The sequence below is a fragment of the Nonomuraea sp. NPDC049784 genome (genome assembly GCF_040659615.1).
Classification (GTDB): Bacteria; Actinomycetota; Actinomycetes; order Streptosporangiales; family Streptosporangiaceae; genus Nonomuraea.
This window is the reverse complement of record NZ_JBFAMX010000007.1, coordinates 52013-76253: the sequence shown is the minus strand read 5'-3', so window position 1 is coordinate 76253 and position 24241 is coordinate 52013. Positions and strand designations below refer to the sequence as shown.

19 protein-coding genes and 1 tRNA gene are annotated in these 24241 nt (G+C 68.0%); 7 read left to right on the top strand and 13 right to left on the bottom strand.

The features are described 5' to 3' along the window. Positions 1-282 precede the first annotated feature (282 nt). From AB0J09_RS03750 to AB0J09_RS03730, 5 genes are read left to right on the top strand one after another with little or no spacing between them, the layout of a single operon-like run. Positions 283-1902: an ABC transporter substrate-binding protein gene (locus AB0J09_RS03750; protein ID WP_360684557.1), complete on the top strand. Its 1620-nt coding sequence runs from the start codon at positions 283-285 to the stop codon at positions 1900-1902. Continuing rightward, positions 1902-2873, top strand: coding sequence for an ABC transporter permease (locus AB0J09_RS03745; RefSeq protein WP_360684632.1), 972 nt, complete (start codon positions 1902-1904; stop codon positions 2871-2873). Before AB0J09_RS03750 ends, AB0J09_RS03745 begins: the two co-directional genes overlap by 1 nt. Further along, entirely contained in the window at positions 2870-3721 is an 852-nt protein-coding gene (locus tag AB0J09_RS03740; protein ID WP_360684554.1) for an ABC transporter permease, read from the top strand. Before AB0J09_RS03745 ends, AB0J09_RS03740 begins: the two co-directional genes overlap by 4 nt. Then, positions 3718-5424 carry an ABC transporter ATP-binding protein gene (locus AB0J09_RS03735; RefSeq protein WP_360684551.1) on the top strand — a complete coding sequence of 569 codons (1707 nt, stop codon included), beginning with the start codon at positions 3718-3720 and terminating at the stop codon, positions 5422-5424. The genes AB0J09_RS03740 and AB0J09_RS03735 overlap by 4 nt, the downstream gene beginning before the upstream one ends. 45 nt (positions 5425-5469) lie before the next feature. After that, entirely contained in the window at positions 5470-6225 is a 756-nt protein-coding gene (locus tag AB0J09_RS03730) for a (2Fe-2S)-binding protein (protein WP_360684548.1), read from the top strand. An 88-nt stretch (positions 6226-6313) separates the two neighbouring features. Here AB0J09_RS03730 and AB0J09_RS03725 read toward each other — a convergent pair whose 3' ends face one another. The 4 genes from AB0J09_RS03725 to AB0J09_RS03710 are packed head-to-tail and all read right to left on the bottom strand — an operon-like array spanning position 6314 to position 10021. Continuing rightward, complete coding sequence (locus tag AB0J09_RS03725; RefSeq protein WP_360684546.1) at positions 6314-8539, bottom strand: heavy metal translocating P-type ATPase; 2226 nt, start codon at positions 8537-8539, stop codon at positions 6314-6316. A 15-nt stretch (positions 8540-8554) separates the two neighbouring features. After that, complete coding sequence (locus AB0J09_RS03720) at positions 8555-9511, bottom strand: hypothetical protein (protein WP_360684543.1); 957 nt, start codon at positions 9509-9511, stop codon at positions 8555-8557. Further along, positions 9508-9717, bottom strand: a complete 210-nt coding sequence (locus AB0J09_RS03715; RefSeq protein ID WP_360684540.1) for a cation transporter — start codon at positions 9715-9717, stop codon at positions 9508-9510. The genes AB0J09_RS03720 and AB0J09_RS03715 overlap by 4 nt, the downstream gene beginning before the upstream one ends. A 22-nt stretch (positions 9718-9739) precedes the next feature. After that, a complete protein-coding gene (locus AB0J09_RS03710; protein ID WP_360684629.1) occupies positions 9740-10021 on the bottom strand; it encodes a metal-sensitive transcriptional regulator in 282 nt (93 codons plus the stop codon). A 517-nt stretch (positions 10022-10538) separates the two neighbouring features. Here AB0J09_RS03710 and AB0J09_RS03705 point away from each other — a divergent pair. After that, positions 10539-11972 carry an MFS transporter gene (locus AB0J09_RS03705; protein ID WP_360684537.1) on the top strand — a complete coding sequence of 478 codons (1434 nt, stop codon included), beginning with the start codon at positions 10539-10541 and terminating at the stop codon, positions 11970-11972. 510 nt (positions 11973-12482) lie between these two features. Here AB0J09_RS03705 and AB0J09_RS03700 read toward each other — a convergent pair. After that, positions 12483-13037 (bottom strand): DinB family protein, encoded by a 555-nt coding sequence (locus AB0J09_RS03700; RefSeq protein WP_360684534.1) that lies wholly within the window; start codon positions 13035-13037, stop codon positions 12483-12485. Positions 13038-13395: 358 nt separating this feature from the next. Between AB0J09_RS03700 and AB0J09_RS03695 the strand changes: the two genes are divergently transcribed. Continuing rightward, entirely contained in the window at positions 13396-14391 is a 996-nt protein-coding gene (locus AB0J09_RS03695) for a tyrosine-type recombinase/integrase (protein ID WP_360684531.1), read from the top strand. Positions 14392-14469: 78 nt separating this feature from the next. Here the strand turns inward: AB0J09_RS03695 and AB0J09_RS03690 are convergent. The 8 genes from AB0J09_RS03690 to dnaN all read right to left on the bottom strand — a co-directional run bounded on the left by AB0J09_RS03690 (position 14470) and on the right by dnaN (position 24063). Continuing rightward, positions 14470-14543 (bottom strand) — tRNA-Ile (locus AB0J09_RS03690). A 128-nt stretch (positions 14544-14671) separates the two neighbouring features. Then, on the bottom strand, positions 14672-15382 hold the full coding sequence (locus tag AB0J09_RS03685; protein ID WP_360684528.1) for a DUF3566 domain-containing protein: 711 nt from the start codon (positions 15380-15382) through the stop codon (positions 14672-14674). A gap of 3 nt (positions 15383-15385) precedes the next feature. After that, complete coding sequence (gene gyrA / locus AB0J09_RS03680; protein ID WP_360684525.1) at positions 15386-17884, bottom strand: DNA gyrase subunit A; 2499 nt, start codon at positions 17882-17884, stop codon at positions 15386-15388. A gap of 12 nt (positions 17885-17896) precedes the next feature. Next, entirely contained in the window at positions 17897-19819 is a 1923-nt protein-coding gene (gene gyrB, locus AB0J09_RS03675; protein ID WP_360684626.1) for a DNA topoisomerase (ATP-hydrolyzing) subunit B, read from the bottom strand. A 345-nt stretch (positions 19820-20164) separates the two neighbouring features. Next, the gene (locus AB0J09_RS03670) at positions 20165-20662 is read right to left on the bottom strand and encodes a DciA family protein (protein WP_360684522.1); all 498 of its coding nucleotides are present in this window, start codon (positions 20660-20662) and stop codon (positions 20165-20167) included. Beyond that, a complete protein-coding gene (gene recF / locus AB0J09_RS03665; protein ID WP_360684520.1) occupies positions 20652-21896 on the bottom strand; it encodes a DNA replication/repair protein RecF in 1245 nt (414 codons plus the stop codon). The genes AB0J09_RS03670 and recF overlap by 11 nt, the downstream gene beginning before the upstream one ends. A gap of 35 nt (positions 21897-21931) precedes the next feature. Next, the gene (gene gnd / locus AB0J09_RS03660; RefSeq protein WP_360684517.1) at positions 21932-22879 is read right to left on the bottom strand and encodes a phosphogluconate dehydrogenase (NAD(+)-dependent, decarboxylating); all 948 of its coding nucleotides are present in this window, start codon (positions 22877-22879) and stop codon (positions 21932-21934) included. A gap of 44 nt (positions 22880-22923) precedes the next feature. Continuing rightward, positions 22924-24063 (bottom strand): DNA polymerase III subunit beta, encoded by a 1140-nt coding sequence (gene dnaN, locus AB0J09_RS03655; protein WP_360684514.1) that lies wholly within the window; start codon positions 24061-24063, stop codon positions 22924-22926. Between the last annotated feature and the right edge of the window lie 178 nt (positions 24064-24241).

Sequence of the window (24241 nt, the reverse complement as noted above, 5' to 3'; positions counted from 1 at the left end):
TTGAAGTACCGCCCTGTCTACGAAGATCAATCGTATCTGGTCGCTGCTCAAGGGTTACGGACGTCCGGATCCAGCCCTACGTCGATCAGCTCACTCGACAACAGAATCCGCATAAGACCAGCTCAGAAGCGTATAGAGCGCATCATACGGAGGCCGCGTGGTTGAATTACGGAGTTTACATATTGAGCTCTTGTATCTACGGAAAACATCGATAGAGTCGCATGAAACACCGCTCACCCAGCACGGCGGTGATCTCAACCTCTTATACCCCCGGGAGGTTCCGTGTACCGGCGATCCGTCAGATCCCTCGCGATAGCAGCCGCACTCTGGTTAGCTCTGGCCGGATGCGGTGCTGGTAGCCGGCCTCCGCAAGCTCAGCCGACCGCGGCAGCCGCCAAGAGCGTCACCATCGCCATCTCGTCCGACGAGGGCACCCTGACCCCGTTCACCAACCAGACCGGTTACCCGGGCAACAACCTGGTGAAGCTGATCTTCGACACCCTGGTCGTCGTTCAAGGCGACGGGGTCACGCCCTTGCTGGCCAAGGAGATCCGGACCACCGACAACAAGGTCTTCACGATGCCGCTCAGGTCCGGCATCACCTGGCACGACGGCAAGCCGCTGACGGCGGACGACGTGGTGTTCAGCTTCGACTTCTACAAGAAGAACATGGAGGGCGACTCCGCGATCGACGTGCGGCCTGTGGACAGCGTGACCGCGAGCGGTGACACCGTGACCCTGACGCTCAAGGCGCCTGACCCGGAGTTCCCGCGGCGGATCCTGGCTGACATGGCCATCCTGCCCAGACACGTGTGGGAGCCGGTGGAGAAGGTCAGCGAGGCCGGGAGCGACAAAGCGGTCGGCACGGGGCCGTACAAGCTCACGCAGTACGACAACGCCCGCGGCTACACGCTGACCGCCAACCCTTCCTACGCCATGGGTAAGCCGAAGGTCGAGACCGTGAAGGTCGTGGTCATCCCCGAGGAGTCCACGCAGTTCGCCGCCCTGCGCACGGGCGAGGTGCACATGTCCACCCGCATCGTGCCCCCGCAGCAGCTCCAGGCGCTACAGAACCAGCCGAACATCGGCATAGTGAAGGGCGCCGAGTTCGCATCCACACTGCTGGCCTTCAACACCACCAGGGCCCCGTTCGACAGGCCGGAGGTCCGGCGTGCCCTTGCCAAGGCGATCGACGTGACGGACCTGGTCAAAACCGCGCTGCTCGGCCAGGGCACACCCGGCAACCCCGGGTTCATCCACGCCGACTCCCCCATCAAGCCTGATCGGCTCGCCCCCGTCTACGACGTCGAGGCGGCCAAGGGCGAGCTCGACGCCCTGGGCGCAAAGCCGGGTCCCGACGGGATCAGGGTCCTCGACGGAAAGCCGATGTCGTACGAGCTGCTGGTCCAGAGCACCTCCACCGATCGGCTGCGCAGCGCCGAACTGATCCGCGACATGCTCAAGGCGGTAGGGGTCGAGATCAAGGTGAACTCGCTCGACCCCGACTCCCTGGACGCGAAGGTGTGGCCCGACTACGACGTACGCAAGGGCCGTAACTACGACATGTCGATGTGGGGCTGGTCCGCGCCCGTCATGCTGAGCAGCGGCAGCATCGCCCAGTTGCTCGCCTCGGACCCGGACGACGGCTCCCTGAACGTGGTCGGCTTCAAGAACGACCAGGTGGACTCGATCATTCGGGAGCTGACCACGGCTCCCACGATGGAAGCCAGGACGGCGGCGGCCAAGCGGCTCCAGACGCAGATCGCCGAGCAACTGCCGTTCCTCACGCTCTACTACCGCAACGGCGCCTACGCCTTCCGCAAGGACGTCTACAGCGGCTGGACCTGGCAGAACGGCTCAGCTGTGCTCAACAAGTTCTCCCTTGTCGAGTTCGCGCTGTGATGACGTGGAGGTACGCGGCGGGCCGGCTGGCCGAGTACGTCGCGGTGCTCGCGGTGGCGCTCACGTTGAACTTCGCACTGCCCCGTGCCCTGCCCGGCGGCCCGCTCAAGTTGTTCGGCAGTCCGGAGGCGCTCGCCCGGCTCACGGCCGACGAGCGCGCGCAGATCGCCACCCAGTACGGCTTCGGCAAGCCCTTGCCCGAGCAGTTCCTCGACTACCTCGGCGGTGTGTTCACCCTCGACCTCGGCACCTCCCTGTCCGACGGGCGCCCGGTCACGCAGGCGCTCGGCGAGGCGCTGCCGTGGACGTTGCTGCTCGTCGGCACCAGCATCGTGTGCACGGCGCTGGTGGGAGTCACGCTCGGCGTGCTGGGCGCGCTGCGCAGGCGCCGGGGCAAGGGCTCGGGCCTGCTCGGCGCGGCCATCGTGCTCGACTCGTTCCCGCAGTTCTGGCTGGGGATGTTGCTCATCGTCCTGTTCGGCGTGCAACTCCAGGTGCTGCCGACCTTCGGGGTGTCGGGCATCGAGGGCGTGACCGTCTCCGGTGTGCTGCTGCACCTCGTCCTGCCGGTGAGCACCATGACGCTGACCGGGATGGGGTATCTGTTCCTCTACACCCGATCGTCGCTGCTGACCGTGCTGACCAGCGAGCCGGTCCAGCACGCGCACGCCAGGGGCGTCCCGTACGGACGGCTCGTCCGGCGGCACGCGCTGCGGCCCGCGCTCCTGCCCGTCCACACGATCCTCATGATGGAGATCGGCTTCCTCGCCGCCGGCTCGATCGTGGTCGAGACCGTCTTCGCCTATCCCGGGCTCGGCCGTCTGACCTTCGGCGCGATCGCGGCCCGCGACTATCCGCTGATGCAGGGCGCGTTCCTGGTGCTGACACTGCTGGTCGTGCTGATGAACGCGGTGGCCGACGCCACGTACCCGCTGCTCGACCCCCGAGCCCGGACCGGAGGCGGCCGATGATGTTCCTGCGTGCGCCGCGTCGCAATCTCCTCGGTACCCAGGGTCTGATCGGAGCCGCGATCCTCACCGTCGTCATCGGGGTCGCCCTGTACGGCATGACGCTCTCCGACGACGCCGGCCGCGCCCGTGTGGCCGCCCCCTACGCCCCTCCGGGAGCCGGGCTGCCCTTGGGCGCGGACGATCTCGGCAGGAACCTGCTCGAGCAGCTCGTCGTCGGTGCGGGCACCTCACTGAGCCTGGCTTTCATCGTCGCCGCCTGCACCACGCTGCTCGCGGCGCTGGTGGGCGGCGCGGCGGGGATTGGGCCGCGGTGGCTGTCGGCCACGCTGATGCGCGGCACCGACGTCATGCTGGTGCTGCCCGAACTGATCCTTTACATCCTCGCCGCGGCCTTCCTCGGCCAGTCCTTCGGCACGCGCGTGGCGATCCTGGCGCTGATCCTCTGGCCGGTACCGGCGCGGGTACTGCGCGCCGCCGTACTGACCGCGTGGTCCCGCGGCCACCTGGAGGTGGCCCGCGCCATGGGAGCGCCCCGCTGGTGGCTGCTCATGCGGCACGGCTCCTACCTGATCGGCCCGCTGCTCATCCCGGTCTTCGTCCGTACGGCGATGCGCGCGGTCATCTACGACGCGACCCTCTCCTTCCTCGGCCTCGGCGACCCGACCGCGCCCAGCTGGGGCACCACGCTCTTCTGGGTGCAGACCAATGGCGTGTTCCTCTCCGACGCGTGGCTCTGGTGGGCGCTCCCACCGGGCGCCGCGATCACCTTCACCGTGCTCGCCCTCGCCCTCATCGGCATCGCCGTCGAAGAACGCCTCAACCCCGCGCTCAGGGAGGTCACCCAATGACGCTGTCACTGCGCGACCTCACGATCAGCTACGGCGCGCTGACCGCCGTGGACGGGATCAGCCTGGACGTCGCTGAGGGCGAGATCGTGGCGCTGGTCGGCGAGAGCGGCTGCGGCAAGACCTCCCTAGCCCGCGCCCTGCTCGGCCTGCTCCCCCGCACCGCCACCGTGGCCGGCTCGGCGCTGCTCCACGATGTCGAGCTGGCGGGCCGCACCGACTGGAAGAACGTCCGGGGTCGCGAGGTGGCCATCGTGCCGCAGGGCGCGATGACCGGTCTCAGCCCCGTGCACCGGATCGGCGCCCAGCTCAGCGAGATGCTCACCCTGCACGGCGGCCAGGCCGAACCGGCCCAGCTGCTCGAACGCGTCGGCCTCCAGCACGCCATGCTGCGCTGCCACCCGCACGAACTGTCCGGAGGTCAACGCCAGCGGGTCGCGATCGCCCTGGCCCTGGCGGGCGAGCCCCGGCTGCTGATCGCGGACGAGCCCACCACCGGACTGGACGCGATCACCCAGCGGCAGATCCTCGCACTGCTCGCCGACCTGGGCACCAGCATGCTCATCGTCTCCCACGACCTCGCCGGGCTGATCCCGTACGTGGATCGTGTCGCGGTGATGTACGCGGGACGTCTCGCCGAAGTCCGCCCCGCACGCACGCTCACCGCCGAGCACGCCCACCCCTACACGGCCGGGCTGCTCACCGCCACCCCTGTAGCGGACCGACAGGTGCCGTGGGGCAGCATCCCCGGCTCCGCACCCGCGCTCGACCTGCTCCCCAGCGGCTGCCGGTTCGCACCGCGCTGCCCCCTGGCCACCGACCGGTGCGCGGATGAAGCACCGCCGCTGCGTACGTACGAAGCGGCGCAGGTGGCCTGCCACCACCACGACAAGCCGACGTACCCGGTGGTGCCACGGGGCGACCACCTCCACGGAGCACCAGTGGTCCGCGTGCGGAACGTACGGCACGTCTACCGCACTCGATCAAGAACCGTGGAGGCGCTGCGCGGTGTGGACCTCGACCTCCACGCCGGTGAGATCGTCGGGCTCGTGGGCGAGAGCGGCTCCGGCAAGAGCACCCTTGCGAGGGTCATCTTGGGCCTGCTCCGTCCGTCGAGCGGCCAGGTCGAGATCTCGGGTGAGGAGCTGACCTCGCGGCGCGGCCGCGCGCTTCGCCGGCTCCAGCAGCGGATCGGCTTCGTCCACCAGGACCCCTACGACGCGCTCCATCCCGGGATGCGCGTCGCGAGCCTGGTCGACGAGCCCCTGGTGCTGGCCGGCATCCCGCGGGAGCAGCGGGCCGGCCGGGTGCGAGAGGCGGTGAACGCCTCCGGACTGCCCGTGTCGGATGAGTTCCTGCACCGCTTTCCTGGCCAGCTGTCGGGCGGACAGCGGCAACGTGTGTCCATTGCTCGGGCGCTCGCGGCCGATCCCATCCTGCTGGTCGCCGACGAGGCCACCTCGATGTTGGACGTCTCCACCCGCGCCGGCATCGCCACCACACTGCGCACGCTGGCCGTCGATCAGGAACTCGCCGTCCTGTTTGTCACCCACGACCTCGGCGAAGCAGTGCAGTCATGCGACCGGATCGTGGTACTCCGCAATGGGACCGTGGTCGAGCATGGCCCCTCCGCGGATCTGGCCCGCTCGCCTTCCCACTCCTACACGGCACAGCTGCTCGAAGCAGCTCGAACCGCGGCCGTGTGACGCCGACCACACATCACCATCGACTGACGAACAAGGACGGAAAGAGTGACGGACGTCTTCGCACGGCTGGAATCCTTCGGTGACCGCTTCCGGCTCCAGCGCGGACTCACACCTGGAGACGACTGGATCGCTTGCGAACGGCTGCTGGACCCGTGGTCCGACGAGCTGAAGCAGGTGCTCGACGCCGAGCGCAGGGCCAGCGGCCAGGTCTCCGACCACGCGACCGCGCTGACCGTGATGGCCGTGTACGCGGGCACCGTGACCGCGGCCGCCATGCTGGCATGGGCCGTCGAGGGCGCGGTCATCGACATGCGTCCGGAGAACGTCGCCATCCGGCTCTCCCCGCACCACGGCTTCGAGGCGGTGGGCCTGCGCGATCCCAAGGTCACCGACGCGTCCGTGACAACCCTCGTGGAGTGGGTCCTGGACGAACACCTCCTGCCTCTCGCGCAAGCCATGCGGGTACGCACGCGCGCCGGCCTCCGGCAGCTCCAGGGCGGCGTCGCCCACGGATGCGCGGCGGCTTTCTGCATCGCGAGCCGACGCGGCGGGGATGTCGACAAGTTGGAGAGCGCCTACGAGACCTTCCTGTCCACGGCCACCGGCGGGCTGGACCGCCTCGGCAGCGTGGTCCGGCTCACGGAGGGCGATCGATCAGGGCTCTTCTATCTGCGTAACACCTGCTGCCTCTACTACACCTCGGCCGAGCAGGTGAAGTGCTCCAGCTGCTGCCTGGACTCCGTCGAAGATCGCATTGCGAACTACCGGCGGATGCTGGCCGACGGGGTCGTCCCGCACTAGTGCTGTGACTGGGCTGCGGCGTGTGTGAAGCGCGCCCTCACGCCGATGGCTCCGAGCCGGTGCCGACTCGGAGCCATCCCATTCATCATCACTTGAAGCGGCGTAGCCGCAGGCTGTTGCTGACCACGAAGACGCTGGAGAACGCCATCGCGGCTCCGGCGATCATCGGGTTGAGCAGCCCGAGCGCGGCCAGTGGCAGGGCGGCGACGTTGTAGGCGAACGCCCAGAACAGGTTGCCCTTGATCGTCGACAGCGTGCGGCGGGACAGCCGGAGCGCGTCGGCGGCCACTCGCAGATCGCCTCTGACCAGGGTGAGGTCGGAGGCCTCGATGGCGGCGTCGGTGCCGGTGCCCATCGCCAGCCCGAGGTCGGCCTGGGCCAGTGCGGCGGCGTCGTTGACCCCGTCGCCCACCATGGCCACGACCTTGCCCTCGCCCTGCAGTTCCTTGACCACCTCGACCTTGTCGGCAGGCAGCACATCGGCGATCACCTCGTCGATGCCCACCTCGGCCGCCACCGTCCTGGCCACGGACTCGTTGTCGCCGGTCAGCAGCACCGGGGTGAGGCCGAGCGCGCGGAACCGTTCGATGGCCTCCTTGCTGGTCGGCTTGACCACGTCGGCCACCACGATCACCGCACGCGCCTGACCATCCCAGCCCACTGCGACCGCGGTACGGCCGGCCGCCTGGGCGGCGTGCAACGCCCGCTCCAGCTCCGGCGAGAGGTGCTGCGACCACTCCTCCAGCAACCGGGGCCGACCGACCAGCACCGCGTGCCCGTCCACGATGCCCTGCACGCCGAGACCCTCGACATTGGCGAAGTCCTCGGGAGCGGGCAACTCGCCGACGCGGCCGGCGGCGCCCTTGGCGATGGCCTGGGCGATCGGGTGCTCGGAGGCGTGCTCGAGCGCGCCCGCCAACCGCAGCACCTCAGACTCGCTCTCCCCCTCTGCCAGGTGCACATCGGTGAGGGTCATCTTGCCTTCGGTGACCGTGCCGGTCTTGTCCAGGACGATGGTGTCGATACTGCGGGTGGACTCCAGCACCTCGGGGCCCTTGATCAGGATGCCGAGCTGCGCGCCCCGGCCGGTGCCGACCAGCAGTGCCGTCGGTGTGGCCAGGCCCAGTGCGCACGGGCAGGCGATGATCAGCACTGCGACCGCGGCCGTGAACGCCGCTCCCACGCCGTCGCCGGTGCCGAGCCAGAAACCGAGCGTGCCTATGGCCAGCGCGATCACAATGGGGACGAAGATGCCGGAGATCCGGTCGGCCAGCCGCTGCACCTGCGCCTTGCCAGTCTGCGCCTCCTCCACCAGCCTGGCCATCTGCGCCAGCTGGGTGTCGGCGCCGACCCGGGTCGCCTTGACGATCAGACGGCCACCCGCATTCACCGTGGCGCCCGTGACGGCGTCGCCGGGCGCCACCTCGACCGGAACGGACTCGCCGGTCAGCATCGAGGCATCGACCGCCGAGGTGCCTTCCTCGATCACGCCGTCGGTGGCGATCTTCTCGCCGGGCCGGACGATGAAGCGGTCGCCCGTCTTGAGCTGTTCGACCGGGACGCGGCGGCCGTCGGCGAGCTCCACGTCCTTGGCGCCCAGCTCCAGAAGGGCCCGGAGCGCGGCGCCCGCCCGTCGCTTGGACCGGGCCTCGAAGTAGCGTCCGGCCAGGATGAACGCGGTCACTCCCGCCGCGGCCTCCAGGTAGATGTTGCCGGAGCCGTCGGTGCGCTCGATGGTGAACGCGAACGGGTGCGTCATGCCCGGCGTGCCGGCCGTACCGAGGAACAGCGCCCACAGCGACCAGCCGAGGGCGGCCAGCGTGCCGATCGAGATCAGGGTGTCCATCGTTGCGGCGCCGTGCCGCAGGTTGGTCCAGGCCGCCTTGTGGAACGGCCAGCCCGCGTACACCACCACCGGCGCCGCCAGCACGAGCGACAACCACTGCCAGTTGGTGAACTGCAGCGGCGGGATCATCGCCATCGCGATCACCGGCACCGCCAGCACCACCGACGTGATGAGGCGGTTGCGCAGCGGCCGGAGCTCGTCCTCCGGCCCCTCCTCCGCCGTTTCCGCCTTGGGCGGGGCAGGAAGCGCAGCCGTGTAGCCGGCCTTCTCCACCTCGGCGATGAGCTGCTGCGGGTCGACGCCGTCCGGGAAGGTGACCTTGGCCTTCTCCGTGGCGTAGTTGACCGTCGCGGTCACGCCGTCCAGCTTGTTGAGCTTGCGTTCGATCCGGTTGGCGCAGGATGCGCAGGTCATGCCGCCGATCGAGAGTTCGACCGCATTCTGCCGGTCATCGGTGACAGGGGTCATCACCGTTCTCCTTTCTCAGTGGCCGTGGTCGTCGCGGTGCTCGCTGGGGGTGGGCGCCGGGATCGCCGGCTGCCGCTCGCCCGTGCCGAGGGTGAAGTCGGCGGTGCGGACCTCGCCCTCATGCTGGAAGTCCAGGAACAGGCGGTAGTCGCCGGTGCTGGGCACCTCTGCGTAGAAGACGATCTCGGGTCCGGCCTTGGTCTTCCCGTCGCCGGGCTCGCCATCAGGGTGGACGTGCAGGTAGGCCAGGTCCTTGGAACGCAGAGCCACCAGGTGGCCATAGGCACCGAGATAGGGCTGCAGGTCGTTGATCGGCTTGCCGTCCTTGGTGACCTTGAGCGTGAGTTTGCTCGCCTGCCCGGGCGTCAGGTCGCCGTCCAAGGTGACCGTGTAGCCGTCCACGGTCGCCGTTCGGCTGACCTGCGGAAGCGCCTTGGGCTCGTAATCCCCGGCGACGAGCACGTCGGTGCCGAGCGTCAGCGCGCTGCCGCCAGCGGGCGAGAAGTCGGCGAACGCGCGATACGTCCCCGCGCTTGGGAGAGTGAGCTTGACCGACCAGACACCGTCGCCCGCCTCCGTGGGATGCAGGTGCTGGAAGCTGCCCAGGTCACGGGAGACCACGATGAAGTGGAGCTTCTTGTCGTGCTGGACCTGGTAGTCGGTGACCGGCTTGCCATCGGGACCCGTCACGGTGAAACGGTAGTCGGTCGGCTCGCCGGGCTTGATCGTCGTGGTGAGTGGGTCGAGGGTGTAGCCGTTCTGGGACACTTGCAGCCCCCCGGGGGTATCGGTCTTCGCCTGTTGCGTGACGTGCTCCCCGTGTCCCGCGCTCGCGGTGGGCGCCGCCATGGCGCTGTGGTCCTCGGCCGGAGGCGCTCCGACCGGCCCCACCGCCTTGCCTGCGCCCAGGGCGCCGCCGAAGACGACGGCAAGGCCCAGGACGTACGAGCCGAGCTTCGCTGCGGTGTTCACGGGTTCGCCACTTCGTATCCGGCCTCCTCGACCGCGGCGACGATCTTCGCCGTGTCGATGGGGTCGTCGCTTTCCACGGTCAGCAGCCCGGTGGCCAGATCGACCTCGACGTTCGTGACGCCGGCCACCTCGCTGACCTCTTCCTTGACCGAACTGACGCAGTGGCCGCAGGTCATGCCCTCAACGGTGTAGGTGGCGGTGCTCATATCGATCTCTCCTTCAATCCGATCAGGAACGAACAAGTCTGGCGATGGCGTCCGAGGCTTCCTTGACCTTCGCCTCAGCCTCGGGACCGCCCTTGAGGGTGGCCTCGGCCACACAGTGGGCCAGGTGCTCCTCGAGCATCGACAGGGAGAACGACCTCAGCGCGCTGGTGGCCGCGGACACCTGCGTGAGGATGTCGATGCAGTACTTGTCGTCTTCCACCATCCGCTGCAGGCCACGGATCTGCCCCTCGATACGGCGCAGCCGCATCGCATGGTCGTGTTTGTTCTCGCTGTATCCGTTCATGTCCAGCCCTCCCCTTGGGTCGCTGTCCACAACAACACTATACCCCCCTATGGTATTCCCCTCGTCAAGGGGTTCGAAGTAGAGAAATTCGAGGAGCACGACGCGGGGTGCAAGATCCGCAGGTCAGACCCGCTGGAAGTGATATTCGTTGGCCATCCGCTGCCAACGATGCGATCAGCGCGATTGCCAGCGCCCCCCTGGAAGGCTCTTCAGCCTTGCCTGCCCCATTGACAGGCTCGGCTCGCATCGCGCTTCGGCCGCCTGGTGACACTCATCTCACGGCCGGGTCATGGATCATGATCGTAGAGCTCAGCGCGGGATGATCGCCGGGTTTGCGCAGGTCATCGGGGTCGCATTGATCGCTCCAGCGATACTTCGGCGAAGCCGGGAGGCCGGACACTGTTGACATATACCCCCTAGTGGTATTTATTGACCCTCACCCGTATACCCCTTATGGGTATATGAAGCTTGGCGAACATACCTTACCCCGGTAAGGCTTACTCTGGAGGGTGTCCTCATGTCCGGTCCATCACCGCGGCGCTGGACGGCCCTGGCCCTGATCGCCACGGCCCAGTTCATCGTCATCATGGACACGTCGATCATCGGCGTGGCCCTTCCCCGTATCCAGGAAGACCTCGGCTTCTCCCAGGAGAGCCTGTCCTGGGTCTTCAATGCCTACGTCGTCGCCTTCGGCGGCCTTCTCCTGCTCGGCGGTCGTCTGTCCGACCTGTTCGGCGCACGGAGACTGTTCGGCGCCGGCTGGCTCGTCCTGCTCATCGGCTCGCTGGTCGCCGGCGTCGCCCCCGAGGTGTGGGTCGAGTTGACCGGTCGCGCCGTGCAGGGCGTCGGGGCGGCCCTGATCGCACCATCGGCACTGACGCTGCTGATGATGCTGTTCGGCCACGACCCCAAGGAGCTCACCAAGGCCCTTGCCCTGTACGGCGCGGCCGCCCCTGCGGGCGGCACCGCAGGAGTGTTCCTCGGCGGCGTCATCACCGAGTACCTGAGCTGGCCCTGGGTCTTCTACATCAACATCCCCATCGCGCTCGCCGCACTACTGTCCACCGCGCCCCTGATGCCCTCCGCCCAGCCTCAACGCGGCACCATCGACGTCACCGGCGCGCTGACCGTCACCGCCGGCCTGGGCGCCGCGGTCTACGCCATCGTCCGGGCCCCCGAGGTCGGCTGGGGCTCGGCGCAGACCTGGCTCGTACTGGCCGGCGCCGTGGTACTGCTGGGCGCGTTCGTCGCCATCCAGGCCCGCCGCCGCGAGCCGCTCATGCGACTGTCGATCTTCCGCACCCCGAACCTCGCCGCCGCCAACCTGACCCAGCTCCTGCTCGGCGGAGCCTGGATCCCGATGTGGTTCTTCCTCAACCTCTACCTGCAGCAGGTCCTCGGCTACAGCGCCTTCCCCAGCGGCGCCGCCCTCCTGCCGATGACCGTACTCATCATGCTCGGCATGATCGTCCTGGCACCCCGGGCCATCAACCGGTTCGGCCCCAAGGCGACCACCGTCACCGGCCTAATCCTGCTCGCCGCGGGGATGGCCTGGCTGTCGCTGATCAGCCCCCAGGGCAGCTTCGCCGCCGACGTCCTGCCCGCCAGCCTCGTCGCCGCACTCGGCATGTCGCTGGCCTTCATCCCCTCGCTGGGCACCGCCATCTCCTCAGCCCGTCCCGAGGAGAGCGGCCTCGCCTCCGGCATCGTCAACACCAGCTACCAGGTCGGCTCGGCACTCGGACTGGCCGCGATGACCGCCGTGGCCGCCGCCAACGGCTCCGGTCTGCTGGGCAACCTCCCCGCGCTCACCAGCGGCTTCTCCGCCGCGTTCGTCGGAGCCGCCGGTATCGCCGGCGCCGGCGCCCTGCTCGCCGCGCTCACCCTGCGCACGCGCAGGACCGTACCCGCAGAGACGGAGTCTGCGGCCTCCGGCTCTCACAACGGCTGAGCACGCGGTTGCTCGCTGGACGCGACGCCGAGTTGCCGATCTACAAGACCGCCATGTCCGGCTCCTGGGGGCCGGGCACCTTACCCTGACGCAAGTGACCTCAACGCATCTGGACCGCAGGAACGAGGTGTCAGCCAATTAGGCGAGCGTGAGTCCGAGCCGGCTACTGGGATTTGTCGTGAACCGTTCAGCCATCACGAGCCAGAGGTTCTGCGCCTCCTCGGAAGCGAGTACGCCGACAACCGCCCTCATCGCGTTGACGACCTTCTCGCGTTCTGCGTGATCCGCCGTAAATCCGAAGGACCAGGCCGCCTGGGCGGGGGAGCGCTAGATCCATAGGATCATTCTGGCGTGTTGCTACGGCTCATCGACCGAACGGCGGGGGCCCGGATACGCCGAGAACCTGTCAACCCGTAGAACCGTCAAACCCACTTGAACACGGCAGTGCGCGGTCGCGAGGTTCGGCACGACGGTCAAACGATCAAAAGGCTAGATCTGCAATCGTGGGATCTAGCCTTTGGCTCCGTCCTGCCAGCGGTAGAGGTCGCGCAGCAGGGAAATCTCGGCGCCGTGATGGATCAGCTCCCTGTTGACGTGCTGGACGATGACCTCCATGGGAAACCGCTCGGGACCCACCGTGGGCGGATTCTCCAGGTCGGCGTCCGAGAGTTCGCGGACCCCCGCGTTCCATCTCCCGTACATCTCATCGAGCTGTTTTAGCGCCTCGTCAGCGGTCCCCGCGTAGGCGAATGTCTGGGAGTCGACGTCCTGGCCGCCGAAGTGCCATCCGACCCGATAGCCCAGGCACGAGACGATGATGTGCGCCAGCCGCCAGGCAATCGTGGTCACCGGCGCCGGCACCGGGTCAGGGGACGCGAAGTCCATCGTCCACTCCCCCGAACCTGCCGACATCGGTGCGGCCGACCTGCCACGTGGGCGGATACTCCAGCAGCCGCGCACCGGCTCCCAGAAGTACTCCTCATCGGCAAGACCGTCCAGCCGCGGCCGCAGGTTCTTGCGCCAGTGCCGGTCCAACTGCTCCGCGAGCCGCTCGCTGCTTGTCATTTCCGCACACTACAGGCCACGGAGACCTGGCTACGAGCCTCGCGGACGCCGTCGCCGGCCGTGGGGCGCGAGAACGTACCGCACCGGGAGATGACGCTGGGGGCTGATGTGCCCTTCGGGCCGCGCCGCCGCGAGTACCCCGAGCGAGCGCCACGCCAGAGCCTCCGACCTGCATGTTCGAAGATGGCGAAGACTCACAACTCCAGCGGCACCCCACCGACGGTGAGGCGCCGCGCGGCGGGAACCTTGGTCCCCCTCGACGGCGACCGCAACACCCGCACCTCGCCCAGACGGCAAGCGGATCATCAAACGGGGGAGCGGCAAGACCAAGACGGAAGCCAAGGCCAAGCTCAAGGAGGTGCTCAGGGACTACGAGGACGGGCTGACCATCGCGCCGGGGGAGTCCACCGTGGCTCAGGCCGCGACCGACTGGCTTGCCTACGGGCTCAGCGGGCTGGACCCGAGCACCGTGGCGACGAACACAACCCTGGTCAAGACCCACATCATCCCGGCCCTAGGCAAGCGGAAGCTCCGCGACCTCAGTGCACAGGATGTGGACAAGTGGCTGGCAGGCAAGGCCAAGACGCACAGCACGAGCACCGTGACACGGCTCCACTCCTGTCTGAATCGGATCATCAAGCGCGCCATGGCACGGGACAAGGTCCGCCGGAACGTCGTTGAACTGTGCCGAGTGCCCCAGGGCAAGGAAGGGCGCCCATCCAAGGCGCTCACGATGGCTCAGGCCGAAGAGGTGCTCAAGGCCGCCGAGGGCGGCAAGAACCTCTACGCCTACATCGTGGTCTCCCTGCTCACCGGCGCGCGCACCGAGGAACTCCGCGCGCTGCGCTGGGATCACGTGGACCTCGTGGGCAACCTCGACGGCACCCCACCAATCCCGCCATACGTCGCCGTGTGGTGCTCCGTACGGAACGGGGGAGACACCAAGACCCGCAAGTCACGGCGCACTCTCGCACTCCCCAAACGGTGCGTAGACGTGCTGATCGAGCAACAAGAAGCCCAGCAGAAGGAACCGGGCGACGCCTGGTCTGAGCACGGCCTGGTGTTCGCGTCCACCGCCGGAACCGAGCTGGACGCGGCCAACGTACGGCGTACGTTCCGACGGGTCATCAAGCACACCAGCTTGAACCCCAAGGAGTGGACGCCCCGAGAGCTGCGGCACAGCTTCGTGTCCCTGCTCTCCGATAACGGGACGCCCCTGGAGGAGATCTCCCGGCTGGTCGGCCACAGCAGCACAGCAGTGACAGAGCTGGTCTACCGGAAGCAGATCAGGCCCGTGCTCCACGGGGGAGCGGTGGGCATGGATCGCACCTTGAGATGTGATCGGGAACGGTAGTCACGCAGATAGACACGCAGACAGCAGAATGGCCGCTTTCCGAAGATCGGATAGCGGCCTTTTCGCTGGTCAACTGGGTGGGGCTACCAGGACTTGAACCTGGGACCTCTTCCTTATCAGGGAAGCGCTCTAACCGTCTGAGCTATAGCCCCGCGCACACCGAACGTTATCGCATCCCCAGGAAGGAGGCGAACCGGTTGTTCGGACGAGGAAAAGCTTACCGCCTCCAGCGTGCTGCTCGCGCCGTTCCCGTCGCCGGGTCCGGCGCGAGCAACCCCGCCTACTCGGCCTCGCTGAAGGTGACCTCGACGCCTCCGACCAGGTCGGAGGCGATGTTGTAGATGACCGCCCCCAACGTGGAAAGCGCCGTGATCAGTACGACGTTCACGGCCCCGAGCAATGCCGTGTAACCAAGAATCCGCACAGGCTCGAACCACGAGGCGATGTTGATGGGGATCGAGTTCTGCCCCTGCTCGCCCTGGCCGAGCTGGTTGACCAGGTCGACCAGCGAGTCGAACACGCCCAGGGCCGACAGCACGCCGTACAGGACGGCCACCGCCACGAACAGCACCACGAAGCAGACCAGGGACACCACAAAGCTGAACTTCATGGCCGACCACGGCTCAACGCGGCGCAGGACCAGGTGGGCCTTGCGGGGGAGCCGAGCCCCCGCGGCGCTGGACGACTTCTTCTTGGGCAGCTCGATCGCCGGCGGCGGCGCCTCCGTGGTCAGCGACGGACGGATGCGCATCGTCTCGTTGCCCTCTGGAGGCGGCGCAGGCGCCGGTGACGGCGCAGGCGAAGGCGCGGGTGCGGGCGCAGGAGCCGCCGACCGCGCGTCCTCCTTGGCCGGACCCGGCTTGCCCTGCGCCGGCTTCGTGTCCTTGCCGTCGTCGACCGCGCCGAATGTCTCGGATTGATTGGGCTTCTTCGGTTGCTGTCCGTTACCCGAAGCCGCCTTTGTCCTGGCGGGGCCACCTTGGGCGCTCATGGACTACTCTCCTCCCCCGTTTTCCTCAATTTCCACAGAAGTCTCCATCGACTCCGCGTTCCGGGCGAGGGCCACCACGCTGTCGCCTTCAGCGAGATTCATCAATCGCACTCCCATGGTCTGGCGGCCGGACTGCTTGATCTCGCCGGCACTCGTCCGGATCACCCCGCCGGCGGACGTGATCGCGAAGACCTCGTCCTCTGGGTTGACCATGACGGCTCCGACCAGCTTGCCACGGGAAGACACGATTTTCGCAGTAAGCACTCCCCTACCGCCACGTCCTTGAACTGGATACTGCTCCACTGGCGTCCGTTTTGCGTACCCGCCCTCTGTGGCAATAAGCACGTCTTGACCGTCGGCCATGCGATTCATGGCGAGAAGTTCGTCACCTTCGAGGAACCTCATGCCAATGACACCGCTGGTCGCCCGGCCCATAGGCCGCAGCGCCTCGTCGGAGGCGGTGAACCTGATCGACTGGGCTCCCTTGGAGACCAGCAGCAGGTCGTCGTTCTCGGAGACCAGGCGGGCTCCGATGACCTCGTCGTCGTCCCGCAGGTTGATCGCGATCAGACCGCCGGACCTGGGGGAGTCGTACTCGGACAGGCGGGTCTTCTTGACCAGCCCGCTGCGGGTGGCGAGCACGAGGTAGGGGGCGACGTGGTAGTCGCGTAGGTCGAGAACCTCCATGACTGTTTCGTCGGGCTGCATCGCCAAAAGGTTCGCCAGATGCATGCCACGCGCGTCGCGCCCGGCGTCGGGCAGCTCGTACGCCTTGACCCGGTACACCCGGCCCTTGTTCGTGAAGAACAGCAGCCAGTGGTGCGTCGTGGTGACGAAGAAGTGGTCGACGATGTCGTCCTGGCGGAGCTGAGCACCCCGCACGCCCTTGCCGCCACGCTTCTGCGCCCGGTAGAGGTCGGTACGGGTGCGCTTGGCGTAGCCGCCCCGCGTGATCGTGACGACGATCTCGTCCTCGGCGATGAGGTCCTCGATCGACATGTCGCCGTCGTAGGCGATGATCTCGGTCTTCCTGTCGTCGCCGTAGCGGCCGACGATCTCGGCGAGCTCCTCGCTGATGATCTCGCGCTGCCTGGCCTCGCTGGCCAGGATCGCGTTGTACTCGGCGATCTGCGTCATCAGGTGGTCGAACTCGTCCTGGATCGCCTGCCGCTCCAGGGCGGCCAGCTTGCGCAGCTGCATGTCGAGGATGGCCTGCGCCTGCACCTCGTCGATCTCCAGCAGCGCCATGAGGCCCTGCTGGGCGTGCGAGGCGGACTCCGAGGACCGGATCAGGGCGATGACGTCGTCGAGCCGCTCCAGGGCCTTCAGCAGCGCGCGCAGGATGTGGGCGCGCTCCTCGGCCTTGCGCAGGAGGTAGCGGGTCCTGCGGACGATGACCTCGATCTGGTGCGCGACGTAGTGCCGGACGAACTGGTCGAGCCGCAGCGTGCGCGGCACCCCGTCCACCAGCGCCAGCATGTTGGCGCCGAACGTGTCCTGGAGCTGGGTGTGCTTGTACAGGTTGTTGAGCACGACCTTGGCGACCGCGTCGCGCTTGAGCACGATCACCAGTCGCTGCCCGACCCGCGAGGAGCTCTCGTCGCGCACGTCGGCGATGCCGGCCAGCTTGCCCTCACGCACCAGCTCAGCGATCTTGAGCGCGAGGTTGTCGGGGTTGACCTGGTACGGCAGCTCCGTGACGACGAGCGCCTGCCGGCCCTTGTCCTCCTCGACCTCGACCACGGCGCGCATGGTGATCGAGCCGCGCCCGGTGCGGTAGGCGTCCTCGATGCCCCGCCGGCCGACGATCAGCGCCTTGGTGGGGAAGTCGGGCCCCTTGACCAGCCTGATCGCCGCTTCGAGCAGCTCCTCGTCGCCGGCCTCCGGGTTTTCCAGCGCCCACTTGACCGCCGCCGCGACCTCGCGCAGGTTGTGCGGCGGGATGTTGGTGGCCATGCCGACGGCGATGCCGCCCGAGCCGTTGACCAGCAGCTGCGGGAAGCGCGCCGGCAGGACGTCGGGCTCCTGCGACTTGCCGTCGTAGTTGGGACGGAAGTCGACGGTCTCCTTGTCGATGTCGCGCAGCAGCTCCATGGCGATGGGCGCGAGCTTGCACTCGGTGTAGCGCATCGCCGCCGCCGGGTCGTTGCCCGGCGAGCCGAAGTTGCCCTGGCCGTCGACCAGGGGGTAACGCATCGACCAGGACTGCGCCAGGCGTACCAGCGCGTCGTAGATCGAGGTGTCGCCGTGGGGGTGGTAGGTGCCCATTACGTCACCGACGACGCGGGCGCACTTGAAGTAGCCGCGGTCGGGACGGTAGCCACCGTCGTACATCGCGTAGAGCACCCGCCGGTGCACCGGTTTGAGACCGTCGCGGACGTCCGGCAGCGCCCTGGACACGATGACCGACATCGCGTAGTCCATATAGCTGCGCTGCATCTCGGACTGGATGTCCACCGGCTCGATGCGCTCAGCCGGGGGAGTGGTGTTCACGTCCGTCACAGGTAAATGTCCTTAAACATCGAGGAAGCGCACGTCGCGGGCGTTGCGGATGATGAATTCGCGTCTGGCTTCCACGTCCTCGCCCATGAGCACGCTGAACAGGTCGTCGGCCTGAGCCGCGTCGTCGAGCGTGACCAGGCGCAGCAGCCGGGTCTCGGGGTTCATCGTCGTCTCCCAGAGCTGGCTCGCGTTCATCTCGCCGAGGCCCTTGAAGCGCTGTACGTTGTCCCGCGGCCGGGGGTCGGCCTTGCCGTTGGCGATGCCCTCGGCGATGACCGCGTCGCGCTCGGTGTCGGAGTACGCGTACGAGGCGTCCTCACCCTTGCGGTCCCACTTGATCTTGTAGAGCGGCGGGCACGAGAGGTAGACGTGACCGGCCTCGATCAGCGGCCTCATGAACCTGAACAGCAGCGTCAGCAGCAGCGTGTTGATGTGCTGACCGTCGACGTCGGCGTCGGCCATGAGGATGACCTTGTGGTAGCGCAGCTTGGCGATGTCGAACTCGTCGTGCACGCCGGTGCCCAGGGCGGTGATCAGCGCCTGGACCTCGTTGTTCTTCAGGACCTTGTCGATCCGCGCCTTCTCGACGTTGAGGATCTTGCCGCGGATGGGCAGGATCGCCTGGAAGCGCGAGTCGCGGCCGCCCTTGGCCGAGCCGCCGGCCGAGTCGCCCTCGACGATGAAGAGCTCACACCTCTCCGGGTCGTTCCACTGGCAGTCGGCCAGCTTGCCCGGAAGGCCGCTGCCCGACTCGAGCAGCGACTTGCGCCTGGTCAGGTCGCGGGCCTGGCGGGCGGCGATGCGGGCGCGCGAGGCCTGCAGCGACTTGTTGATGATGTCTTTCGCCTCGCCGGGGTTTCGCTCGAACCAGTCGCGCAGGTGGTCGTTGCAGGCCTTCTGCACGAACGACTTGGCCTCGGTGTTGCCCAGCTTGGTCTTGGTCTGGCCCTCGAACTGGGGGTCGGAGAGCTTGACCGAGATGATCGCGGTCAGCCCCTCGCGGACGTCCTCACCGCTCAGGTTGTCGTCCTTGCCCTCCTTGAGGAACTTCTGCTCGCGGGCGTAGCGGTTGACGATCGACGTCAGCGCCGCGCGGAAGCCCTCCTCATGAGTGCCGCCCTCCGCGGTGTTGATGACGTTGGCGAAGCTGTAGACGGACTCCGAGTAGGAGTTGTTCCACTGCATGGCGATGTCGACCGCGAGCCCGTCGCTCTCCTCCTCGAAGGAGATGATCGACGCGTGCGCCGGCTCCTTCTTGGCGTTGAGGTGCTGCACGAAGTCGGCGAGGCCGCCCTCGTAGCAGTAGGTGACGGTGCTCGGCTGGCCGTTGACGTGGTCGGGACGCTCGTCGGTCAGCGTGATCGTCAGGCCCTTGTTGAGGAAGGCCATCTCCTGGAAGCGCCGCGAGAGCGTCTCGTAGTTCCACGTCGTGGTCTCGAAGACGTCGGGGTCGGGCCAGAACGTGATCGTGGTGCCGGTCTCGTCGGTGCCCTCGCCCTTGGCCAGCGGCGCGACGGGCTTGGAGTGCTCGTAGCGCTGGCGCCAGTAGTGGCCGTTCTGCTTGACCTCGACGTCCATGGCGGTGGACAGCGCGTTGACGACGGCCGAGCCGACGCCGTGGAGGCCGCCGGAGACCGCGTAGGACTGGCTGTCGAACTTGCCACCCGCGTGCAGCGTGGTCAGCACGACCTCGACGGCGGAGCGCTTCTCCACCGGGTGGATGCCTGTGGGGATGCCACGGCCGTTGTCGATCACGCGTACGCCGTTGTCGGCCAAGAGCGTGATGTCGATGCGGTCGGCGTAACCGGCCAAGGCCTCGTCCACCGCGTTGTCCACGATCTCTTGGACGAGGTGGTGCAGGCCGCGCTCACCGGTGGAGCCGATATACATACCCGGGCGCTTTCGAACCGCCTCAAGCCCCTCGAGTACGGTGATAGAGCTAGCGTCGTAGGACAACTGCAAAATCCTCCTGCCGCGGACACGCGGCGGGGGAGGCCATCAAATTCAAAGCTGCCCCTGCCGTGCCCGTCACCGTCGTGAGTGCCCCGATGCGCGGTCACCCAGGGGAGTCGGTTTGCTGCCGGGGTGACACGCAAGCGGACGTGTCCGGAATCCGTCTTCAGTCTACCGGGTCCGGAGCCCGAAGGTGGCAAGGAACGCGCCTGTGATGCCCTCTAGCTCGTTTTGCCCCCAGTCCAGCATCCCCCCTCCGGAACGGGGGCTTATCGCGTCTGCGGCTTTCTGATCGCCCCTGGCGCCTAACCGTAGCGGCGCAAGCGGCTATCCGTACGTGTCGCCCGGGCCCCGGCTTCCGGTCACCCTCAACCCTCCCGACGGTCTTGGCGCGTTTTGCGGCCCTCTGACCTTGACCTTCGTGACTGTGCCGTCGCCGAGCTCCTCGTTCAGCCTGCGTACGAGGGTGCGGGCGAGCAGTCGTACCTGTGTCGCCCACGCCGTCGAATCAGCCGCGATCAGCACCTCGCCGTCCTCGAACGACTCGGGCTTGGTGTGGGCGGCCAGGTCAGGGCCCACGATGTCGATCCAGCGCCCGAACACCCCGCCGACGGCCACCGGCTGCTCCCAGCCGCGAGCGGCCAGCAGGTCGGCTATCGCGCGTCCGAAAAGCTGCGGATCGCCGCTGTCCCTGCGCGGCCCGGCCTTGCGCCTGGGCTCGCGCCGGGGGAGCTGGCCGCGCTTGGCCGCGTCGGCCTTGGCCTGGGCGAGCTTCTCCCTGGCCATCGCGGCCCCCTTGGCCGCGGGATTGTCGTCAACGGACACGGGTCACGCTCCCTTCTGCCACGTCGAACCTGGCACCCACCAGCTCCGGAGGGACGTCGGCCGGGACGGCGGCGGTGATGAGCACCTGCTCGGCGGGGGCGACGATCTCGGCGAGCCGGCGCCTGCGCTGGCTGTCGAGCTCGGCGAACACGTCGTCGAGGATCAGCACAGGGTCCCCGCCGTCGGCCCGCAGCAGATCGTACGCCGCCAGCCGCAGAGCCAGCGCGAACGACCAGGACTCGCCGTGGCTGGCATAGCCGCGGGCGGGCAGGTCGCCGATGCCGAGTATCAGGTCGTCGCGGTGCGGGCCGACGAGTGTGACGCCTCGCTCCAGCTCCGCGGAGCGGACCTCCACTAGCCGCTCCCGCAGCCGTTCTTCAAGGGTTTTCCCCAAGTCTGTGGATAACGTCTGTGTATCGAAAGATCCCCGCTCACCGGGGACTTCGCCCTCCTGGCCACCCTCATCTGTGTCCCCACCTGTGGACAACGTGCTGCGGTAGGCCAGGGTCGCGGGGGCGCTCCCCGGAGCGAGCCCAGCGTACGAGCCGGCCACCAGCGGGCGCAGCGCCTCGATGAGCTCCAGCCGCGCCCGCAGCAGCTCCGCGCCGTGCCTGGCGAGGTGGGCGTCCCACACCTCCAGCGTGCTCAGCACGTCGCCCGCGCCCGCCGCGGAGAACGCGCTGTCGCTCTCGGCCCGCCGGGCGCTCCTGCTGCCCCTGCGGGCCTGTGCGGCCGTACGCAGCAGGGCGCCGCGCTGCTTGAGCACGCGGTCGTAGTCGGCGCGGACACCGGCGAACCTGGGCGCCCTGGCCACCAGCAGGTCGTCGAGGAAGCGGCGGCGCTCGGCCGGGTCGCCCTTGGACAGCGACAGGTCCTCCGGGGCGAACAGCACCGTGCGCAGCAGGCCGACGACGTCACGCGCCCTCGAGACGGGGGAGCGGTTGAGCCTGGCGCGATTGGCCCGCCCCGGGTTGATCTCCAGCTCGATCAGCGCCCGCCGGTCGTCCCTGTGGACGGCGGAGCGCACGATCGCGCGCGCGGCGCCCCTGCGCACGAGCGGCGCGTCGCTCGCCACCCGGTGGCTGGAATGCGTCGCGACGTAGCCGAGGGCCTCGACCAGGTTGGTCTTGCCCTGGCCGTTGGGCCCCACGAACGCCGTGACGCCCGGCTCCAGGCCGAGCTCCACGGACGCGTACGACCTGAAGTCGGTCAGCGAGAGGTGGGCGACATGCACCCCACGAGGTTAGTGCGCCGCAGGGATCGCTGTGGTCACCGACGCTCGGTCTCGCGCGGCGGCACCACGTCGGCACCTGGGGAATCGGCGCCCTTTCCGGTGCTGCCTTCAGTCGAGGTGATCGCGTGGCCGCCGAACTGGTTACGCAGCGCCGCGACCACCTTCATCGCGGGGGAGTCGTCCTGCCGCGAGGCGAACCGGGCGTACAGCGCGGCGGTGATGACCGGCAGCGGCACCGCGTGGTCCACAGCCGCCTGCACCGTCCACCGGCCCTCTCCAGAGTCCTGTGCATAACCGCGGAGCTGGTCGAGGTGCTCGTCGTCGTCGAGCGCCCGCACGAGCAGGTCGAGCAGCCAGGAGCGGATCACGGTGCCAGTGCGCCAGCTCTTGAAGGAGCCCTTGACGTCCTTGACGATGTCGGAGGCCTCCAGCAGCTCCCAGCCCTCCGCGAACGCCTGCATCATGCCGTATTCGATGCCGTTGTGGACCATCTTCGCGAAGTGCCCGGCGCCGACGTCGCCTGCGTGGACGAAGCCGTCCTCGCCCTCGGGCTTGAGTGTCTCGAAGATCGGCATCAGCCGCTCGACGTTGGCCTTGTCGCCGCCGCACATGAGCGCGTAGCCGTTCTCGAGCCCCCACACGCCACCGCTGACGCCGCAGTCGACGAAGCCGATGCTCTTCTCGGCCAGCTCGGCGGCGTGTTTCTGGTCGTCCACGTAGTGGGAGTTGCCGCCGTCGACGACGATGTCGCCCGCGTCGAGGAGCTCGCCGAGATCGTCGACCGTGGACTGGGTGGGTTTGCCCGCGGGGACCATGACCCAGACCGCACGCGGCGCCTGCAGACGCTCGACCAGCTCCTTCAGGCTGGACACGTCGCTGATCGCCGGATCGCGGTCGTAGCCGACGACGTCGTGACCGCCGCGGCGCAGGCGCTCGGCCATGTTGCCGCCCATCTTGCCCAGTCCGACCATGCCGATCTGCATGTTGCTACCCCCTTGTCAGACTTCCATCATCCCCGATGACAGGATCAGCCTGACAGGCGGATGGGCATGATCAGGTAACGGTAGTCCGTAGCGGCTCCGTCCTCCACAGGCTTGCCACCGGTGAGGATAGCGGGCTTCGTCGATGTGGTCATCTGGAGCCTCGCGATGTCGGAGTCGATGGCCCCCAACCCCTCCAGCAAGAACTGGTGGTTGAAGGCGATGTTCATCTCTTCGCCCTCGTAGTCGACCGGGAGCGCCTCGACGGCCTGCGCCTCGTCGCCGCTGCCCGCCTCCAGCACGACCTCGCCGCTCTTGAACGCCAGCCGCACCGGGGTGTTGCGCTCGGCGACCAGGGCCACGCGCTTGACCGCCTCGACGAACGGCCCTGTGGACAAGTCCGCGCGGGCGGAGAACTCCGTCGGCAGCAGCGAGCGGTACTTGGGGAACTCGGGGTCCAGCAGCCGCGTCGTGGTCCGCCGCCCGGCGCTGGAGAAGCCGATCATGCCCTCGCCGGTGCCGCCGGCGGAGCTGAGCGCGATCTCGACCTCCGCGCCGGTCGTGCCGAGTGCCTTGGCGGTGTCGGCGAGGGTCTTGCCGGGGATCATCGCGATGGCGGAGAAGTCGGGCTGGCCCGGCTGCCACTTCAGCTCGCGTACGGCGAGGCGGTAGCGGTCGGTCGCGGCGAGGGTCACCGTGTCGCCCTCGATCTCCATCCGCACGCCGGTGAGCATCGGCAGCGTGTCGTCCCTGCCCGCGGCGACGGCGACCTGGGCGACGGCGGAGGCGAACACGTCGCTGCCCACCCGGCCGGCGGCCGGCGGCATGGCCGGGAGGGACGGGTAGTCCTCCACAGGCATGGTGAGAAGTGTGAATCGAGCGCTGCCACAGGTGACGACCGCCTTCGCGCCATCCACCACGAAGTCCACAGGCTGTGCAGGAAGAGCGCGGGTGATCTCGGCGAGCAGCTTGCCGGAGACCAGCACGACGCCGGGCTCACCGGTGTGGAGCTCGAGCGTCACCTCGGCGGAGACCTCGTAGTCGAATCCCGACAGCTTCAGCTGCTGCTCTTCGGTGACCTCCAGACGCATGCCTGCGAGTACGGGCACCGACGGGCGCGCCGGGAGGCTGCGTGCCGTCCATGCCACCGCCTCAGCGAGGACGTCTCGCTCGATTCGGAACATCACGGTGATCAGCCTCCTGGGTTCGTCGTTGATTCAAGTGTTCACTCTCCCGCACCTGAGATCCGGGAGAACCCTCTATGGGTCTTGAGTTTCCTTGTAAGAGAGATAAGAGGTCATCACACTAGGGGCTGTGGATACTGGGGACAACCGGTGTTCTGGCTGGTCAGTGGCCCTGTTTTCA

Bases quoted from the DNA above. Each gene is read 5' to 3' on its own strand.
- AB0J09_RS03725 (WP_360684546.1), bottom strand. From the start codon at position 8,539: ATGACCCCTGTCACCGATGACCGGCAGAATGCGGTCGAACTCTCGATC.
- AB0J09_RS03705 (WP_360684537.1), top strand. From the start codon at position 10,539: ATGTCCGGTCCATCACCGCGGCGCTGGACGGCCCTGGCCCTGATCGCC.
- AB0J09_RS03745 (WP_360684632.1), top strand. From the start codon at position 1,902: ATGACGTGGAGGTACGCGGCGGGCCGGCTGGCCGAGTACGTCGCGGTG.
- AB0J09_RS03685 (WP_360684528.1), bottom strand. From the start codon at position 15,382: ATGAGCGCCCAAGGTGGCCCCGCCAGGACAAAGGCGGCTTCGGGTAAC.
- AB0J09_RS03735 (WP_360684551.1), top strand. From the start codon at position 3,718: ATGACGCTGTCACTGCGCGACCTCACGATCAGCTACGGCGCGCTGACC.
- AB0J09_RS03715 (WP_360684540.1), bottom strand. From the start codon at position 9,717: ATGAGCACCGCCACCTACACCGTTGAGGGCATGACCTGCGGCCACTGC.
- gnd (WP_360684517.1), bottom strand. From the start codon at position 22,879: ATGCAGATCGGCATGGTCGGACTGGGCAAGATGGGCGGCAACATGGCC.
- AB0J09_RS03740 (WP_360684554.1), top strand. From the start codon at position 2,870: ATGATGTTCCTGCGTGCGCCGCGTCGCAATCTCCTCGGTACCCAGGGT.
- AB0J09_RS03710 (WP_360684629.1), bottom strand. From the start codon at position 10,021: ATGAACGGATACAGCGAGAACAAACACGACCATGCGATGCGGCTGCGC.
- AB0J09_RS03700 (WP_360684534.1), bottom strand. From the start codon at position 13,037: ATGACAAGCAGCGAGCGGCTCGCGGAGCAGTTGGACCGGCACTGGCGC.